This window comes from Parasphingomonas halimpatiens (assembly GCF_036663795.1).
In the GTDB taxonomy this organism is placed as follows: Bacteria; Pseudomonadota; Alphaproteobacteria; order Sphingomonadales; family Sphingomonadaceae; genus Sphingomonas.
In genome coordinates this window covers 58,270-75,112 of the sequence record NZ_JAXOJP010000012.1, presented here as the reverse complement: position 1 = coordinate 75,112, position 16,843 = coordinate 58,270, and the positions used below count along the sequence as shown (strand labels likewise).

Sequence of the window (16,843 nt, the reverse complement as noted above, 5' to 3'; positions counted from 1 at the left end):
ATTCAGGCGTCCGCCGCCATCACGGCATATTTCTCGGCCGGCGGATGGTAGCTCGCCTCTTCGTCGACCAGCAGTGACCAACCCGATGGCCCGAGCACCTCGATCGGCTTGTAGCGGGTCTTGTAGGCCATGCGGTCCGACCCCTTCACCCAATAGCCGAGATAGACATAGGGCAGGCCAGCGGCGCGGGCGCGGGCAATGTGATCGAGGATGATGAGATTGCCGAGGCCGGGGCGCTCGGCATTGTCGGCGTCGAAGAAGCTGTAGATCAGCGACAGGCCGTCGGCCTGCTGATCGGTCAGGCAGGCGCCGATCAGCTTGCCGAGTTCGCCATGGCGCGACGGCTCGCGATATTCGATGATGAAGGAATTGACCGGCGAATGCTCGACCATGTCGGCATAATCGCCCTCGTCCATGCCCGTCATCCCGCCGCCGGGGTGGCGCGCGGCGAGATAGCGGCGGAGCAGCTGATATTGCTCGTCGGTCGCCCAGGGGCGGCAGGCGGAAATGTCGAGATCGGCATTGCGGCGCTGTTGCTTGCGCTGGGTCGCGTTGGCGACGAAATCCGCCGCGACGACGCGCACCGAGACGCAGGCGGTGCAACCCGCGCAGCTCGGGCGATAGGCGACCGACTGGCTGCGGCGAAAGCCGATCCGACCGAGCGCATCGTTGAGTTCGGGGGCACCCGGCCCGCGCAACTCGGTGAACACCTTGCGCTCCTGCCGGCCCGGCAAATAGGGGCAGGGGGCGGGGCTGGTGACGAAGAAACGTGGAAAGCGAAATGGCGCCGTCACTACCCGTGGTCCCCCTGTGTCTGGGCGCCGAATGCCGGCGCGAGGACGTTATGAATCGTCGCGCGCATGATGAAAAGCGGCTTTACCATGATTGAGGGTTAACGCGCCGCTTTCGATGACGAAAGACCCGGCTTGGGGCGCGCCGGTCATCATAGCGCAAGAAGCGGTGCGGCCGAAGGGCGCGCGACTCGGTTCGTCGCGCGCTGGATTCCTTTCGTCACGCCAGCTCGACGGGACTCGCTTCATAGCCCGCCTTGCGGAGCGCCGACATCAGGCGGTCGAGGTGGGCGCGATCGCGGGTTTCGCACTCGATGTCGGTGATCAGGCCCTTGGCCGGCAGCGTCGTGAAGACGCGCTGGTGATAGACCTCGATGATGTTGACGCGTTCCTGGTCGAAGATCCGCGCGACGTTGAACAGTGCGCCGGGCTGATCCTGCAGGCGGATGCGCAGGCGCGCTAGACGGCCCGAGCGTGCCAGGTCGCGCAGCAGCACGTTGGCGAGCAGCCGCGTGTCGATGTTGCCGCCGCACAGCACCACGCCGACGGTCTTGCCCTTGAAGCGCTCGGGATAGGCGAGCAGCGCGGCGAGACCGGCCGCGCCGGCGCCCTCGACCACGGTCTTCTCGATCTGCAGCAACAGGCTGACCGCCTGTTCGAGGCTGCGCTCGCTGACCAGCACGATGTCGTCGACCAGCTCGCGGACCATGCCGGCGGTGATGACGCCCGGTTCCTTGACCGCGATACCCTCGGCCAGCGTGTCGCCGGCGCACGGCATGTTCAGCCCGTTGATGCGGTTGTACATCGAGGGGAACAGTTCCGCCTCGACGCCGATGACCTCGATCTGCTTGTCCCAGGCGCGCGCGACCGTCGCCATGCCCGAGATCAGCCCGCCGCCGCCGATCGGCGTGACGAAGGTGTCGATCGTCGGCACGTCCTCGAGCATCTCGATCGCCACCGTGCCCTGGCCGGCGATGACGCGGATGTCGTCGAACGGATGGACGAAGGTCAGGCCGCGCTCCTTTTCGAGCAGCCGGGCATGGGCATAGGCGGCGTCGAAGGTATCGCCCTCGAGCACGACGGTGGCGCCGTGCCCTTCAGTCTGGGTGATCTTCACCGTCGGGGTATTGGTCGGCATGACGATCGTTGCCGGGATGCCGAGGCGGTTCGCATGATAGGCCAAACCCTGCGCATGGTTGCCGGCCGAGGCGGCGATCACGCCCGCCGTACCTGCCGGCAGTTGCAGCAGCGTATTGAGCGCGCCGCGCTCCTTATAGGCGGCGGTGAACTGCAGGTTTTCGAACTTGAGATAGACCGTCGCGCCGGTCAGCTCCGACAGCGTGCGGCTGATCAGCGTCGGGGTGCGGACGATGGCATCGCGGATTCGCGCATGCGCGGCGCGGATATCGTCGATCGAGACGGGCAGGGGGGCGGTGACGGGGAGCGGGTCGGTAGCCATGCGCGGCGCCTAGACCATCTGGCGCGGGGAAGAAACACGCCTTATCGCGGAGGCCATGAGCAACATCGCATTTGTCGGCACCGGCGTCATGGGCGCACCCATGGCCGGCCATCTCGTCACCGCCGGCCACCAGGTCACGGTCTACAATCGCAGTCCGGCCAAGGCGAGCGCCTGGGCGAAGCAATATGGCGGGCAGGCGGCGCCAAGCGCGCTCGATGCGGTGCAGGGCGCCGATGTGCTGATCACCTGCGTGGGCAACGATGCCGATCTCGATGCGCTGCTGCTGCGCGACGACGCGGTGATCCGCGCGCTGGGGCGCGGCGCGATGATTATCGACCACACGACGGTGTCGGCGCGCATTTCGCGGAGCCTTGCCGAGGCAGCGGGGCAGTTCGACGTCGAGTTCGTCGATGCGCCGGTCTCGGGCGGGCAGGCCGGCGCGGAGAAGGGGGCGTTGTCGATCATGTGCGGTGCGCGCTCGCCGGCGGCGTTCGCTCGCGCCGAGGCGATCGTGAAAGCCTATGCCGCGCGGACGGTTCATGTCGGTGGGCCGGGCGCCGGGCAGCAGGCCAAGATGGTCAACCAGATCGCCATCGCCGGGGTGTTGCAGGGGCTAAGCGAGGCGCTGCGCTTCGCCCAGGCGAGCCAGCTCGATCTCGACAAGGTGTTCGAGGCGATCTCTGGCGGCGCGGCGCAGAGCTGGCAGATGGTCAATCGCTGGCAATCGATGAGCGAGGACCGCTTCGATTTCGGCTTCGCGGTCGACTGGATGCGCAAGGATCTCGGGCTTGCGCTCGACGAGGCCAAGCAGAATGGCGCGGTGCTGCCGGTCGCGGCGCTGGTCGATCAATTCTACGCCGAGGTGCAGAAGATGGGCGGATCGCGCCAGGACACGAGTTCGCTGGTGCGGAGACTGCCGAAATGAAGCGCCTCTTGTTCGCCACGGTCGCGGCGCTCGCGTTGGTCCCGGCGCCCGCGCTCGCCGATGCGCTGGTCGACAATGTCAACGGCATGACGCTCGATCAGGAGGGCCGGGTGGTGCATTTCACCGGCCTGCTGATGACACTCGACGGGCATGTCACGCGGCTGCTCGGTTCGGGCGACAAGCGGCCCGAGAAGCTCGACTGGCGCGCCGACATGCACGGCAAGGTGCTGTTGCCCGGCTTCGTCGATGCGCACGGCCATGTCATGGAACTGGGCTTCCGCGCGCTCGAACTCGATCTGCACGACACGAATTCGCTCGAAGAGGCCAAGGCGCGGATCGCCGCCTATGCCGCCGCCAACCCCGATCGCAAATGGATCGTCGGCGGCGGCTGGAACCAGGAGAAATGGGGGCTTGGCCGCTTCCCGACCGCGGCCGATCTCGACGCCGTGGTCAGCGATCGCCCGGTCTGGCTGAGCCGCGCCGACGGCCATGCCAGCTGGGCCAACAGCGCGGCGATGGCGGCGGCCGGCGTCAACGCCAGGAGCGCGGCGCCGCCGGGCGGGCGGATCGAGAAGACCGGCATCGCGCCCAGCGGCGTGTTTGTCGATTCAGCGCAGCAACTCGTCAACAGGGTCGTGCCGCAACCGCTGCCCAAGGAGCGCGACGTCGCCTTTCTCAAGGCGCAGGCGATCCTGCTGTCGTTCGGCATCACCGCGACCTCGGACATGGGCACCTCGCTCGACGACTGGCTGAGTTATCGCCGCGCCGGCGATCTCGGCTCGCTGCGGGTACGGATCATGAGTTATGCTTACGGCGTCGACACCGCGGTCCAGATCGGCGGCACCGGGCCGACGCCGTGGCTCTATGGCGACCGGCTGCACATGGGCGGGGTCAAGCTTTATGCCGATGGCGCGCTTGGCTCGCGCGGGGCATGGCTCAAGGCGCCGTATAGCGACGCACCCGGGCAAACCGGCGCGGGTTTCCTGACCGACACCGTGCTGCAGAACCTGATGAGCCGCGCGGCGATGGATCATTACCAGGTCGCGGTCCATGCGATCGGTGATCGCGCCAATGCGCAGGTACTCGGCGCGATCGACGAGATGGCGCAGACCTATAAGGGCGACCGGCGCTGGCGGATCGAGCACGCCCAGATCGTCGACCCGGCCGACCTGCCGCGCTTCGGCCAGAACGGCACGATCGCCTCGATGCAGCCGACGCACCAGACCAGCGACATGCATATGGCCGAGGCGCGGCTCGGGCCGGCGCGGCTCGGCGGCGCCTATGCCTGGGCGTCGATGCTCAAAAATGGCAGCAAGCTGGCGTTCGGTACCGATTTTCCGGTCGAGAGCCCCGATCCCTTTGCCGGCTGGGCCGCCGCCTTCACGCGACAGGACGCCAAGGGCGAGCCCTATGGCGGCTGGCGCCCCGAGGAACGCGTGACGCGCGAACAGGCATGGCGCGCCTATACGATCGATGCGGCCTATGCCGGCTTTGCGGAAGACAAGTTCGGCCGTCTGGCGCCGGGGCAGCGCGCCGACTTCATCATCGTCGATCGCGACCCGACCTTGGCCTCGCCGAGCGACCTGCGCGCGACCAAGGTGGAGCAGACCTGGGTCGGGGGTGAGAAGGTGTGGGAGGCGCGGTGAGCTCTTCTGCCTTCGTCACCCCGGCCTTGTGCCGGGGTCCAACGAGCCGCGAAAGTTAACGCATGCGAGAGTTGGCGCCGTGCGTCTATTTGCTGTCCAACGGCCGCTTCGGTGCGGTCAATACCGGCGTCACGTCGAACCTTATCGGTCGGGTGATGCAGCATCGCGATGGCACGTTCGACGGCTTTACGAAAAGGCTCAACATCAAGCAGCTGATGTGGTTCGACATTGCCGACACGATGGATGCGGCGATCGCCCGCGAAAAGACGATGAAGAAGTGGCGGCGCGAGTGGAAGTGCAACCTGATCGAGCGGCTTAACCCTGAATGGAACGATCTCGCGGTGGGGTTGGGTTTGCCACCGTTGGGGTAGCGCACGTGGGCCGTTGGACCCCGGAACAAGTCCGGGGTGACGGATACGGTCCAAAAAAACAAAGCGGCCGCGGCGCCCCCCGGTGCCGCGGCCCTTCAAGTGTCGGAGGCAGAAAGAAATCAGGCGACTTCGGTGATCATCACGTCGTCGGGTTCGCGCAGCACATAGCCGCGGCCCCACACGGTCTCGATATAATTCTCGCCGTCGCAGGCGAGGCTGAGCTTCTTGCGCAGCTTGCAGATGAACACGTCGATGATCTTGAGTTCGGGCTCGTCCATCCCACCATAGAGGTGGTTGAGGAACATTTCCTTGGTCAGCGTGGTGCCCTTGCGCAAGCTCAGCAGCTCGAGCATCGCATATTCCTTGCCGGTCAGGTGGACGCGGCTGCCATCGACCTCGACCGTCTTGGCATCGAGATTGACCGCCAGCTTGCCGGTGCGGATGACCGACTGGCTGTGGCCCTTGGAGCGGCGCACCACGGCATGGATGCGGGCGGTGAGTTCCTCGCGGTGGAACGGCTTGGTGACGTAATCGTCGGCGCCGAAGCCGAAGCTGCGCACCTTGGAATCCATCTCGTTGATACCCGACAGGATCAGCACCGGCGTCTGCACACGAGCGACGCGGAGCTTCTTGAGCACGTCATAGCCGTGCATGTCGGGCAGGTTGAGGTCGAGCAGGATGATGTCGTAATCATACAGCTTGCCGAGATCGAGGCCTTCCTCGCCCAGATCGGTGGTGTAGACGTTGAAACCTTCTGTGGTCAGCATGAGCTCGATCGCCTTGGCGGTGGTCGGCTCGTCCTCGATCAGCAGCACGCGCATCTGGCAGTATCCCTCTGTCGTTTTGCGGTGCCTGAATGCCCCCACGGCCCCAGCACCTAAGCATGATCTATTAACCTCATGAGTGATGAACGCAAAAGGTTAATTCTTCGCTAACCGGCCTCAATCCACGAGTCGCAGGGAATCTACGTATAAGGAATTACACGACCTGAGCGGGTCAGCGCGGCAATTCGGACCGTTTGGCGCACAGATTGCGGAGCCGCTCGGCGAGAAAGTCGATCAGCGCCTCGACGCGCGCCGGACGCAATGTGCCGGGCGGGGTCATCAAATGCAGCGCGCCCGATGGCGGCGACCAGTCGGTCAGGATCGCCTCGAGCGTGCCCGCGGCGAGATCGGCGCCGACGAGGAATTCGGGCAGGATGGCGATGCCGAGGCCGGCACGCAGCGCGGGGAGCATCGCGTCGCCGCTGTTGGTCGAAAGGGGCCCGCGCGGGCGCACCGACACCTCCGCGCCGCCCGGACCGAAGAAGCGCCATGGGCCGGTGACATTGGTATAATCGAGGCAGCGATGCTCGCCGAGCTGTGCCGGGTGGGTCGGACGGCCATGCGCGGCGAAATAGGCCGGGGCGGCGACGATATGCATCGGCATGTCGGCGAGCTTGCGGGCGCGCAGCGAACTGTCGGGCAATGCGGCGATGCGCAGGGCAACGTCATAGCCCTCGGCGACGATATCGACGCGTGCATCGGACAGATGCAGGTCGATCTCGATCCCGGGATGGTCGGCGAGGAAGGCGGCGATTGCCGGGGCGACCGCGAGCAACCCGAGCGACATCGGCGCGGCGACGCGGATCATGCCAGCGGGCGCGCTTGCCGCGTCATGCGCCGCTTCCTCGGCGGCTTGCGCCTCGGCGAGCATGCGCGCGGCGCGCTCGGCCAACCCCTTGCCGCTCTCGGTCAGCGCGAGACGACGCGAGGTACGATGGAACAGCGACTGGCCGAGATGGGCCTCGAGCCTGGTGATCGCCTTGGAGACGGTCGCCTTGGACAGGCCGATCGCCTCGGCCGCGCCGGAAAAGGAGCGGTGTTCGGCGACGCTGGCGAAAATCGCCCAGGCTTCGAGATCGGGTAGACGGGCCATGCCGCGACGATAGATCATGAAACAATCAGTTTCTACTGTTTCCATTTACGCGATGTCGGGAATGCCTATCTTGGCGACAACAAGGAGGTTCCCATGATCGAGAAACGCAGCTTTGCGAGCCTGGGCCATGCCGACCATGGCTGGCTCAATGCCCGCCATCATTTCAGCTTCGCCGATTATCACGACCCGGCCCGTACCGGCTGGGGCAGCATCCGCGTGTGGAACGACGACGAGATCGGCCCGAAATCGGGCTTTCCGCCGCATCCCCATCGCGACATGGAGATCATCACCTATGTCCGCTCGGGCGCGATTACCCATCAGGATTCGATGGGCAATCAGGGTCGCACCGGCGCGGGCGACGTGCAGGTGATGAGCGCCGGCACGGGCGTGCGCCACGCCGAATATAATCTCGAGGGCGAGACCACGACGCTGTTCCAGATATGGATCGAGCCCAAGCGGATCGGCGGGTCGCCGAGCTGGGGCGCTAAGCCCTTTCCCAAGGACGAGCGAACCGGTCGGTTCGTGACGCTGGCGTCGGGTTTCGCCGACGACGAAGGCGCCTTGCCGATCCGCGCCGACGCGCGCGTGCTCGGTGCGACGGTCAAGGCCGGCGATACGCTGGAACACGTCGTCGGCGCAGGGCGGCACGCCTATCTCGTGCCGGCGACGGGCGCGATCGAGATTGACGGCGTGCGCTTCGATGCGCGCGACGGCGCGGCGCTGGATGGTGGCCAGACGGTGACCATCACGGCGCTGGAGGATGCGGAGATCGTGCTGGTCGACGCCGAATGACCCGTTCGGGGAGAGTGCTTGCTCTCCCCTGACCTTACCGCCCGCGACGAGCGGGCGCCCACCCCCAGCCCCTCCCGCACGCGGGAGGGGAGTCAAAAAGAGAAGGATTTTACGATGACCAAGGTTCTGGTGCTCTATTATTCGTCCTACGGCCATATCGAGCAGATGGCGGATGCCGTTGCCGAGGGTGCGCGCTCGGCGGGTGCCGAGGTCGACATCCGCCGCGTTCCCGAGACCGCGCCGCCGGCGGTGGTCGCTGCCGCGCATTTCAAGACCGACGCGGCGCATCCGCTGATCGAAGGCCCCGACGCGCTCAAGCACTATGACGCGATCATCGTCGGCACGCCGACGCGTTTCGGCCGCATGTCGAGCCAGATGGCATCCTTCTGGGATACCGCCGGCGGGCTGTGGGCGACGGGTGCGCTGCACGGCAAGGTCGGCGGTGCCTTCACATCGACCGCGACGCAGCATGGCGGGCAGGAAACCACCCTGTTCTCGGTCATCACCAACCTGCTCCATTTCGGGCTGACGATCGTCGGGCTCGACTATGGCCACCAGGGCCAGATGAACAATGACGAGATCGTCGGTGGCGCTCCCTATGGCGCGACCACGGTGGCGGGCGGCGACGGCAGCCGTCAGCCCAGCGAGATCGACCTCAACGGCGCGCGCTATCAGGGGCGTCGTATCGCAGAAGTCGCGGCCAAGCTCAGCGCCTGAGCGAGGACGCGCCGAAGCCCGGGCTCACCGTGCCGCCAACGGCGGTCGGTGGGGCTGGTGCGGCGGCCACGGGGCGTGGCTGGATCAGCCAATAGTCCCACACATCGTTGACCCCCGGCCTTGCCGGGAAAAAGGAGCGGGCGCGGGTGAAATTCACCCGCGCCCGCTCCGCGCCGGGCATCTGGATCGACGCCCCGACCCAGCGCCAGTGCCACGGCTCCCATGTCACGCCCTGGGCGTTGCCGGCCGGGAAGGACAGTTCGAAGCCATATTCGGCCGCGTGCGCCAGCAACCACAACCCCGCCGCAGTGGAGGCGATGCACGGATCGACATCGTGGCAGCGCGGCGAAGGTCGCACCGCGAAGTCGATCGCATAGCCCGTGGCGTGTTCGCTATAGCCGGGCGGCGCGACGCTCAGCGCGCGCTCGCCGGCGTTGCGGCAAGGCCTGTTGGCGCCGATCTCGCGGCAGAACACCGCGCGCTGCTGGGCGATGCCGCGGAAGCACGATATGCCGCGCAGCCGGTCCCCGACGCCGGGGGCCTGTTCGGCGGCGGCGAGCAGCCGCGTCAGGTCGGGTAACATGTCGCGCTGGACGTAGCAGGGATGGTCGATACCGAAGCCGGCCGGCGCGGCGACGAGATCGCTCGCCGCAGCCTCGGCATAGGGGATATGCCCGAACACGCGGCCGTCCAGCCCGGCCCAGGCGATCTGGTCGGGGCAGGGGAACTGCGGATCGGCCGCCAGCGTCAGCGCCGGCAACAGGCCGAACGACACCACGGCGATCCTGACGATGCGGCGCAGTTTGCGTGTCATGTGTCGAAACTCTGGCATGAGCGTGCGCGCGGTGGCAAGAGCGCGAGCATGCTCGCCAATCATGTTCTCTTTATAGACGGCGAGGCGCTCGTCATCGACAAGCCCGCCGGTCTTCCCGTCGACCCGCCGCGCGACGGCTCGCTCAGCCTCGAAAACCATCTCGACGGTCTGACCTTCGGCTTCAAGCGCTGGCCGCAGGCGGTGCACCGGCTCGATCGCGACACATCGGGTTGCCTGTTGCTGTCGCGCAACCCCAAGGCGCACGCCCGATTGCAACAGGCGTTCGAACAGGGGCTGGTCGAGAAACGCTATCTCGCGGTGCTGGAAGGCGTGCCCAAGGGCGAGGAAGGCATGATCGACCTCGCGCTGGCCAAGACCAGCACGCGCGAGGAGGGCTGGCGGATGCGCGGCGACCCGGCCGGCAAGGCGGCGCGGACGGCGTGGCGCCTGTTGTCGGTCAAGGACGGCCGCGCGCTGGTCGAGTTCCGGCCCGAGACCGGTCGGACGCACCAGATTCGCGTCCATGCCGCGGAGGCGCTGGGCGTCGCGGTGGTCGGCGACCCGGTCTATGGTCAGGGCGGCACGCCGATGCTGCTCCACGCAGCGTCGTTGACGGTGCCGCGCGTGGGCAAGGATCCGGTCATCGCCGAGGCGCCGATCCCGGCGCATTTCAATGCCGCAGGGTTCGGCGCGGACTGAACGGCGTCGGTCATGGTCGCCATCCCCATCTCGCGCTCGATTTCGATCGACAGCGACGAAATTGACGAGAGCTTCACGCGTTCGAGCGGTCCGGGCGGGCAACATGTCAACACCACCGACAGCGCGGTTCTGCTGCGCTTCGACGTGGCGAACTCACCGGGCCTGCCCGACGCGGTGAAGCAACGGCTCGTCGAACTGGCAGGCTCGCGGATGACGCGCGACGGCGTGCTGGTGCTGCGCAGCGAGGGCGCCCGATCGCAATTGCTTAATCGACAGGATGTGCGCGATCGGCTGATCGCGCTGATCCGCGAAGCGCTGATCGTGCCCAAGAAGCGCCGGCCGACCAAGCCGAGCAGGACGGCCAAGGCGAAGCGGGTCGATGAGAAAAAAGGCCGCGCCTCGATCAAGGCTGGCCGCGGCAAGATAAGGATCGATTGATGTACGCGTTCGACGTTTCCGCCGGCTCGAAGGACGAGCTTTATCGCGATGTGCACGCAGCGCTCGACGCGCTGACCGCCGACGAGCCCGATGCGGTCGCCAACATGGCCAATGCCGCGGCGCTGTTGTGGCAATATCTGCCCGATCTCAACTGGGCGGGTTTCTACCGGCTGGTGGATGGCGAGCTGGTGCTCGGGCCGTTTCAGGGCAAGCCGGCGTGCATCCGGATTGCGCTGGGCGTCGGCGTGTGTGGCACCGCCGCGGCGACGCGCGCGACGCAGGTCGTGGCCGATGTCCACGCCTTTCTCGGCCACATTGCCTGCGATGCGGCGAGCCGGTCGGAGCTGGTCGTGCCGATCGTCATCGGTGAGCGGCTGATCGGCGTGCTCGATCTCGACAGCCCGAGTGCGGAACGGTTCGACGCGATCGATGCCGCCGCGTGCGAGGCGCTGGTGGCGATGCTGGCGCCAAGGATCGCCTGATCCGATTCGGGACAGCCCGGCGACTCGTCGCGAAGCGTCCGAAATGGTAAGGAAATTCTTAAGTATCCGGCGGGCGCACGAGGCTCGTTCGGATCGGTTGAGGAGCGTTTACCATGAAGACCCTGATGATTGCTGGCCTCGCGATGGTTACCGTCGGCGCCGCCTTGCCCGCGCAGGCGCAGCGACTCGTGCCGGCGCCGATGAGCAATGGCCAGGTCGTGATGGGTGGCGGTCAGATGACGGGCGGATGGCAGAGCGGTGGCGGTCAGACCATGCCGCGCCACTATCCGGGCGCTAACTACCCCGCGCCGCAGCCACGACCGCCGGTGATGTCGCCGCCGTCGCATGGCGGCGGTCAATGGTCGGGGGGCCATTGGTCGGGTGGTGGCCAATGGTCGGGCGGCAGCAACGCGCCGGGTGGCTGGAACGCCTATCGGCGCCCGACGCGCGGCTGGACGCTGCCGCGCTACTGGGTCGCGCCGACCTTCTATATCAGCGACTATGCCAGCTTCGGCCTGGCTGTACCGCCGGCGGGTTATGGGTGGTCGCGCTATTATGACGATGCAGTGCTGATCGACGGGCGCGGCCGGGTGTGGGACTCGGTCAACGGCGTCGATTGGGACGGCGCGGGTTACGCCCAGGGCGGACAGGGCGGCTATGCTGAGGCGGATGACGGCTATGCCTATGCCGAGGGCGGTCAGGGTGGCTATGGCGCCGGGTACGCGCCGCCGCCGCCACCGCCGCCGGCTCAGGTCGTTTATGGCGAGCAGGGCGGCGGCTATACCAGCCGCAGCTATTCGAGCGGCGCGGGCTATGCGGCGGGCGGTTTTTACTATCCCCCGGCGACCACCACGGTGGTGACGATCCAGTCGGCGCCGGTGGTGACCACCACGACGACCGAATATGTCGAGACCTACGTCGCAAGGCGCCGCGTGGCGCGGCCGGTGCATCGCTGGCGTGCGCCGGTGCGACGGAGCTGCACCTGCGTATGCGGGTGCCGCTGAGATAGCGCGGCAAGAATGATCGAGCCGGCGTCCCGCGCATCGCGGGGCGCCGGTTTTGCGTCAGGGCTGGCGCGGTTCGGGGCCGGCGAAGGTCGCGAGGCTTTCCGACCCGTCGGCCGCGACCGCCGCGACGCCGACGAAGTTGTCGTCCACCGGCGTGTTGACGAGCACCGTGCTCGTCGCCGGTGCTGCCACGTCGACCGAACGCTGCCAGTCCTGCGCGTCGTTACGGCGCCAGTGCACGCGGTAGCTGGCCGCGCCGTCGACCGGCTGCCATTTGACCGTGGTGTCGAAGCTCAACGCGCCGGCGATCGTCACGCCTGACGGCGCTGCGGGTGCCGCGGCGAGGCGGCGGATCGTCGCGACGTTGATCGCGGTGACCCTGGCGAGATAGGCGAAGTCCATCTTGTCGACGGTGTCGCCGTACGTGATGCCATTCTCGACGCGCAGATCCTGGTGCTGCTGCGTCCAGTTTTCCGCCGCGACCGAGAAGCGCACCGCGGGGAAGCCGAGCTTGAGAAACGGTTCATGGTCGCCGCCGCGGCCGAAGCGATCGGGCCGGCGATCGACGAACACGTCGATGCCGCCGGGGATGCCGCGCGCGACCTCATCGGCGGTCTTGGCCAAGGTACGCGATGGCCCGTCATCCTCGCCGCCATTGCCGCGGCGCGCGAGTTGTTGCGGCATCTCCTCGGAGGCGCGGATGCCTTCGGAAAAGACCCGCACGCGATCGGCGACGCGGATGCCGTTCTGACCCATGGTATTGCCGACAATGTCGTTGTTGAGCATCGCCGTGACAGTCCAGTTCTTCTGCTTCGCGGTCTCGGCCAGCAGCTGCCCGCCATAGAGGCCCTGCTCCTCGCCGGAGAAGATCGCGTAGACGATCGTCGCGCGGAATTTCTCCTTCGACAGGATGCGCGCCGCCTCGAGCACCAGCGCGACACCCGAGCCGTCGTCGTTGGCGCCGGGCGCATCGTGCGTTGCGTCCATCGCGTCCGACACGCGGCTGTCGATATGCGCGCCGACGATGACCACGCGCTTGGGGTCGAGCCCCTGCTGGAAACCGAGCACGTCGACGATTTCGACGCCGTTGGGCGCGCGCGGCCCGGTGAAGGTGCGGGCGATATTGGCGACGGTGATGCAGCCGTTACACGCATCGGCGAGGCGGGTCAGTTCGCCCGCCGCCCAGCGCCGCGCCGCGCCGATGCCGCGCACCGGATCGTCGGGCGACGAGAGCGTGTGACGCGTGCCGAACGAGACGAGCTTTTCGACCGTCGCCTTGAGGTGCGCCGGATCGGGTGTCGGGGCCGCTGGCTGCTCCTTGGCGAGCGCCGGCGGGGTGAGGGTGGCGAACAGGGCGAGCGGGAGCAGGATACGCATGCTCGCATCGTGACCGGAGCGTGCAGCGCGTTCAAGTCCGCGCGTCCTCGGTTGGTCCGATTTCGGCCAAATTGTCACAGAGGGGACATAATTCGCGCCTAGCCGCCTGCGCATCCGGTCGGAGGCCGGCGACGTTGCGACAACAGGCGATAGCCGGCGCGACGTTTCATTCGTCGGCGATTTGGGAGTGCGCCGGCGGCAAACAAAAAACATTTCCTCAGGGGTTTATCTTGACCAAGTCCATTTTTAGCCGGTCGCTGCTGCTGACCGGTGCCTTCACCGCCATGTCGATCGCGAGCGTCGCTCACGCCAGCGAGGCCGCGCCTGCCGCGCCCGCCGCTGTTCCTGCAAGCGAAGAGGGCGAGATCGTCGTGACCGCGCAGCGTCGCTCCGAGAATCTTTCCAAGGTGCCGCTGTCGGTCGCCGTGGTAAGCGGCGACCAGCTGCGCAATCTGACCAGCGGCGGCGGTGACATTCTCGAACTGTCGGGTCGCATTCCCGGCCTTTATGCCGAGACGACCACCGGCCGGATCTTCCCGCGCTTCTACATTCGCGGTCTCGGCAATATCGATTTCTATCTCGGCGCGTCGCAGCCGGTGTCGATCATCCAGGACGATGTCGTGCTCGAGCATGTCGTGCTCAAGTCGAACCCGGTGTTCGACGTGAGCCAGGTCGAGGTGCTGCGCGGCCCGCAGGGTTCGCTGTTCGGCCGCAACACCACCGCCGGTATCATCAAGTTCGACACCAACAAGCCAACCCAGGAATTCGAAGGTCGCGCCTCGGCGTCACTCGGCACCTATGACACGGTCAGCATCGACGCGGCCGTAGGTGGCCCGATCATCAAGGACGTGCTCGCCTTCCGCGTCTCGGCGCTCTATCAGCACCGCGACAACTGGGTGTCCAACACCTATGTCGGCCCGAGCGCCGACGGCACGGTGAGCCCGGCCGAGAATGTCATGGGCGGCTATAACGAGCGCGATGTGCGCGCGCAGTTGCTGTTCACCCCGAGTGCGCCGCTGTCGATCCTGCTGTCGGGCCATGCGCGCGACTATTCGGGCACCTCGACGCTGTTCCATCGCGGCGCGCTGATCAAGGGTTCGAACGTCATCACCGCCGCGACCGATCGCGACCGCGTCGCGCTCGACGAGGGCCGCAACAATCCGCAGGCCTACAAGACCTATGGCGGCTCGGCGAAGATCGCCTATGATTTCGGCGGCGCGACGCTGACCTCGATCAGCGCGCTCGAATCGAGTCATGGCTATAGCCGTGGCGACACCGATGGCGGCGCCGCGGCCAATTTCGGCGGTACGGGCTTCGGCCAGTCGCAAGGTTCGCTGCGTCACCTCTCCCAGTTCAGCGAGGAACTGCGGCTTGCCAGCGCCGATACCGGTGCCTTCAAGTGGCAGATCGGCGGCATGTATTTCGACTCGCGCGACGTAACCGATTTCTACCAGCGCGCCTATTTCACCGGCACGAACCTCAACAACTGGGTGCGGCTCCACAACGTCAACACGTCATGGGCGGCGTTCGGTCAGCTCAGCTATGCGGTGACCCCGGAACTGACGATCACCGCCGGCGGTCGCATCACCAACGACACCAAGACGACCACCTTGCTCAAGACCGCCAACACGGCAGCGAACGTTGTGACCTATACCGGGCGCACCAATGTCCGCCTGTCCGACACGCAGCCGAGTTGGGACGTCAGCGCGCTGTACCAGGTTACGCCCGAGGTGAGCCTTTACGCCCGCGTCGCGCGCGGCTTCCGCGGACCGACCATTCAGGGTCGCTCGGCGGTATTCAACAGCGACTTCACCACGGCCAATTCGGAAACGATCGTGTCGTATGAAGGTGGCATCAAGACCAACCTGCTCGACCACACGCTGCGCTTCAACCTGACGGGCTTTGCCTACAAGGTGAAGAACATCCAGCTGAACGGCAACGACTCGAACGGCAATGGCGTGCTGTTCAATGCGGACAAGGCGACCGCATACGGTCTGGAGGCCGAGCTCGACTGGCATCCGACGTCGCGCCTGGCGATCACCGCCGGTCTCAGCCTGCTGCACAGCGAGATCAAGGACAGCCGCGTTTACGCGCAGGTCTGCGCTCTCAACGGGGCGGTGGTGTGCACGGTGCAGAACCCGACGATCACGATCGGCACCAACGTGTTCGCCCAGATCAACGGCAACCCGCTGCCTAATGCGCCGAAGTACAATGCCGACGTCACGGCGCGCTACGACCTGCCGGTCAGCGACCATGGCAAGCTGTTCTTCGCGGGCGACTGGAACATGCAGGGCTATACCAGCTTCGTGCTCTACAAGAGCAAGGAGTTCACCGCGGACGGCAATTTCGAGCTCGGTCTCAAGCTCGGCTACACGCCGAACGACAAGAGCTTCGAGGTCGCGATCTTCGGTCGCAACGTCACCGGCGAGCGCAACCTGAAGGGCGTGATCGAAAACTATATGGCGGCCGTGTTCAACGAGCCGCGCATCATCGGCGTGTCGTTCAGCACCAAGTTCCGCTGAGGCGGGAGCGCGCCGGACAACGTCTCCGGCGCGCAGCTCGGTCGATAATGAGGGAGGGCTCGTGCGGGATACCGCGCGAGCCCTTTTTCCATGGTCGGCAAGGTGACCCTGCCGAGCCATTTCCCTGCCGCAATCCTGTTAAAGACAGGCGCGAAATCGGGAGCAGGCCATGGTGATTTTCAAGTACGTCCTTATTTCTGTCGCGCTTGCGGCCGGCAGCGTCGCCGGAGCGGCCGATGCCGACACGTTGCAGGATCAGGTCCTGGCGATGGCACGGAACACGCGATCGGACGCTTTCAGTTTTCGCCGCACGATGGTGATGGAAAGCACCGGATCGGCACGCAAGGTCGTGATCGAGCAGTTCGACCCGCGCCGCCCGGCCGGCGCGCAATGGTCGTTGATTAGCGTGGACGGAGCCGCGCCTACGGCGAAGCAAGTCGAGCAGTCGCGCAAGGCGAAACGCGGACCGGTGCCATCCTATGCGCAGATCGCCGAGTGGTTCGGTGCGCCGGCGACACGGAGCGACCATGCGCCGGGTTATGTCCTCTACCGCTTCGCGCGGCTTCCGCAGGGCGCGCTCAAGATCGGGTCGCATGACGCATCCGCCGACACCCAGGCCGAAGCGCTGGTCAACACCAGGGGCGGGGTGCCGTTTGTCGAGCAGGTTCGTCTGACGTCGACCAAGGGGTTTCGGATGATGCTGGTCGCGTTGCTACAGAGCATGACGATCAGCGGCCATTATCGCCTGCTGCCCGACGGCCACGCGGTGCCGGCCGATTCCGCCAGCAATCTCACCGGCTCGCTGCTGGGCAAGGCCGGGCAGATCAAGACCACCGTGACCTATACGGATTTCCAGAAGGTTCGCTGATCGGGGCTGGTGACGGCG

General features: G+C 66.4%; 17 protein-coding genes. 11 read left to right on the top strand and 6 right to left on the bottom strand.

Going from position 1 to position 16,843, the window contains the following annotated elements; genetic code table 11:
* Positions 1–2: 2 nt before the first annotated feature.
* Both U1839_RS13950 and U1839_RS13945 read right to left on the bottom strand, forming a co-directional pair.
* Positions 3–794, bottom strand: a complete 792-nt coding sequence (locus tag U1839_RS13950; RefSeq protein ID WP_332804213.1) for an arginyltransferase — start codon at positions 792–794, stop codon at positions 3–5.
* A gap of 217 nt (positions 795–1,011) precedes the next feature.
* Positions 1,012–2,250 carry a threonine ammonia-lyase gene (locus U1839_RS13945; RefSeq protein ID WP_332804212.1) on the bottom strand — a complete coding sequence of 413 codons (1,239 nt, stop codon included), beginning with the start codon at positions 2,248–2,250 and terminating at the stop codon, positions 1,012–1,014.
* Positions 2,251–2,305: 55 nt separating this feature from the next.
* Here U1839_RS13945 and U1839_RS13940 point away from each other — a divergent pair, with 55 nt between their 5' ends.
* From U1839_RS13940 to U1839_RS13930, 3 genes are all read left to right on the top strand, one after another.
* Positions 2,306–3,175 (top strand): NAD(P)-dependent oxidoreductase, encoded by an 870-nt coding sequence (locus tag U1839_RS13940; protein WP_332804211.1) that lies wholly within the window; start codon positions 2,306–2,308, stop codon positions 3,173–3,175.
* Positions 3,172–4,821 carry an amidohydrolase gene (locus U1839_RS13935; RefSeq protein ID WP_332804210.1) on the top strand — a complete coding sequence of 550 codons (1,650 nt, stop codon included), beginning with the start codon at positions 3,172–3,174 and terminating at the stop codon, positions 4,819–4,821. Before U1839_RS13940 ends, U1839_RS13935 begins: the two co-directional genes overlap by 4 nt.
* Before the next feature lie 62 nt (positions 4,822–4,883).
* Entirely contained in the window at positions 4,884–5,192 is a 309-nt protein-coding gene (locus U1839_RS13930) for a GIY-YIG nuclease family protein (protein ID WP_332804209.1), read from the top strand.
* Between the two features lie 119 nt (positions 5,193–5,311).
* Here the strand turns inward: U1839_RS13930 and ctrA are convergent, their stop codons facing one another.
* Positions 5,312–6,013, bottom strand: a complete 702-nt coding sequence (gene ctrA / locus U1839_RS13925; protein ID WP_281125644.1) for a response regulator transcription factor CtrA — start codon at positions 6,011–6,013, stop codon at positions 5,312–5,314.
* A gap of 175 nt (positions 6,014–6,188) precedes the next feature.
* Positions 6,189–7,127 (bottom strand): LysR family transcriptional regulator, encoded by a 939-nt coding sequence (locus U1839_RS13920; RefSeq protein ID WP_332804208.1) that lies wholly within the window; start codon positions 7,125–7,127, stop codon positions 6,189–6,191.
* A 75-nt stretch (positions 7,128–7,202) separates the two neighbouring features.
* Here U1839_RS13920 and U1839_RS13915 point away from each other — a divergent pair, with 75 nt between their 5' ends.
* Both U1839_RS13915 and wrbA read left to right on the top strand, forming a co-directional pair.
* The gene (locus U1839_RS13915; protein WP_332804207.1) at positions 7,203–7,901 is read left to right on the top strand and encodes a pirin family protein; all 699 of its coding nucleotides are present in this window, start codon (positions 7,203–7,205) and stop codon (positions 7,899–7,901) included.
* 114 nt (positions 7,902–8,015) lie between these two features.
* Positions 8,016–8,618 (top strand): NAD(P)H:quinone oxidoreductase, encoded by a 603-nt coding sequence (wrbA, locus tag U1839_RS13910; protein ID WP_332804206.1) that lies wholly within the window; start codon positions 8,016–8,018, stop codon positions 8,616–8,618.
* Here the strand turns inward: wrbA and U1839_RS13905 are convergent.
* Complete coding sequence (locus tag U1839_RS13905) at positions 8,608–9,432, bottom strand: M15 family metallopeptidase (RefSeq protein WP_332804205.1); 825 nt, start codon at positions 9,430–9,432, stop codon at positions 8,608–8,610. The genes wrbA and U1839_RS13905 overlap by 11 nt on opposite strands.
* Before the next feature lie 48 nt (positions 9,433–9,480).
* Here U1839_RS13905 and U1839_RS13900 point away from each other — a divergent pair, with 48 nt between their 5' ends.
* The 4 genes from U1839_RS13900 (at position 9,481) to U1839_RS13885 (ending at position 12,055) form a co-directional block, all read left to right on the top strand.
* The gene (locus tag U1839_RS13900) at positions 9,481–10,131 is read left to right on the top strand and encodes an RluA family pseudouridine synthase (protein ID WP_332804263.1); all 651 of its coding nucleotides are present in this window, start codon (positions 9,481–9,483) and stop codon (positions 10,129–10,131) included.
* A 12-nt stretch (positions 10,132–10,143) separates the two neighbouring features.
* The gene (gene arfB, locus U1839_RS13895) at positions 10,144–10,569 is read left to right on the top strand and encodes an alternative ribosome rescue aminoacyl-tRNA hydrolase ArfB (protein WP_332804204.1); all 426 of its coding nucleotides are present in this window, start codon (positions 10,144–10,146) and stop codon (positions 10,567–10,569) included.
* Positions 10,569–11,051: a free L-methionine (R)-S-oxide reductase MsrC gene (gene msrC, locus U1839_RS13890; protein ID WP_332804203.1), complete on the top strand. Its 483-nt coding sequence runs from the start codon at positions 10,569–10,571 to the stop codon at positions 11,049–11,051. The genes arfB and msrC overlap by 1 nt, the downstream gene beginning before the upstream one ends.
* Before the next feature lie 113 nt (positions 11,052–11,164).
* Positions 11,165–12,055: an RcnB family protein gene (locus U1839_RS13885; RefSeq protein ID WP_332804202.1), complete on the top strand. Its 891-nt coding sequence runs from the start codon at positions 11,165–11,167 to the stop codon at positions 12,053–12,055.
* Between the two features lie 60 nt (positions 12,056–12,115).
* Here U1839_RS13885 and U1839_RS13880 read toward each other — a convergent pair whose 3' ends face one another.
* Complete coding sequence (locus U1839_RS13880) at positions 12,116–13,435, bottom strand: M20/M25/M40 family metallo-hydrolase (protein ID WP_332804201.1); 1,320 nt, start codon at positions 13,433–13,435, stop codon at positions 12,116–12,118.
* Positions 13,436–13,665: 230 nt separating this feature from the next.
* Here U1839_RS13880 and U1839_RS13875 point away from each other — a divergent pair, with 230 nt between their 5' ends.
* Both U1839_RS13875 and U1839_RS13870 read left to right on the top strand, forming a co-directional pair.
* Positions 13,666–15,957 carry a TonB-dependent receptor gene (locus tag U1839_RS13875; RefSeq protein WP_332804200.1) on the top strand — a complete coding sequence of 764 codons (2,292 nt, stop codon included), beginning with the start codon at positions 13,666–13,668 and terminating at the stop codon, positions 15,955–15,957.
* A gap of 169 nt (positions 15,958–16,126) precedes the next feature.
* On the top strand, positions 16,127–16,825 hold the full coding sequence (locus U1839_RS13870; RefSeq protein ID WP_332804199.1) for a hypothetical protein: 699 nt from the start codon (positions 16,127–16,129) through the stop codon (positions 16,823–16,825).
* Positions 16,826–16,843 lie beyond the last annotated feature (18 nt).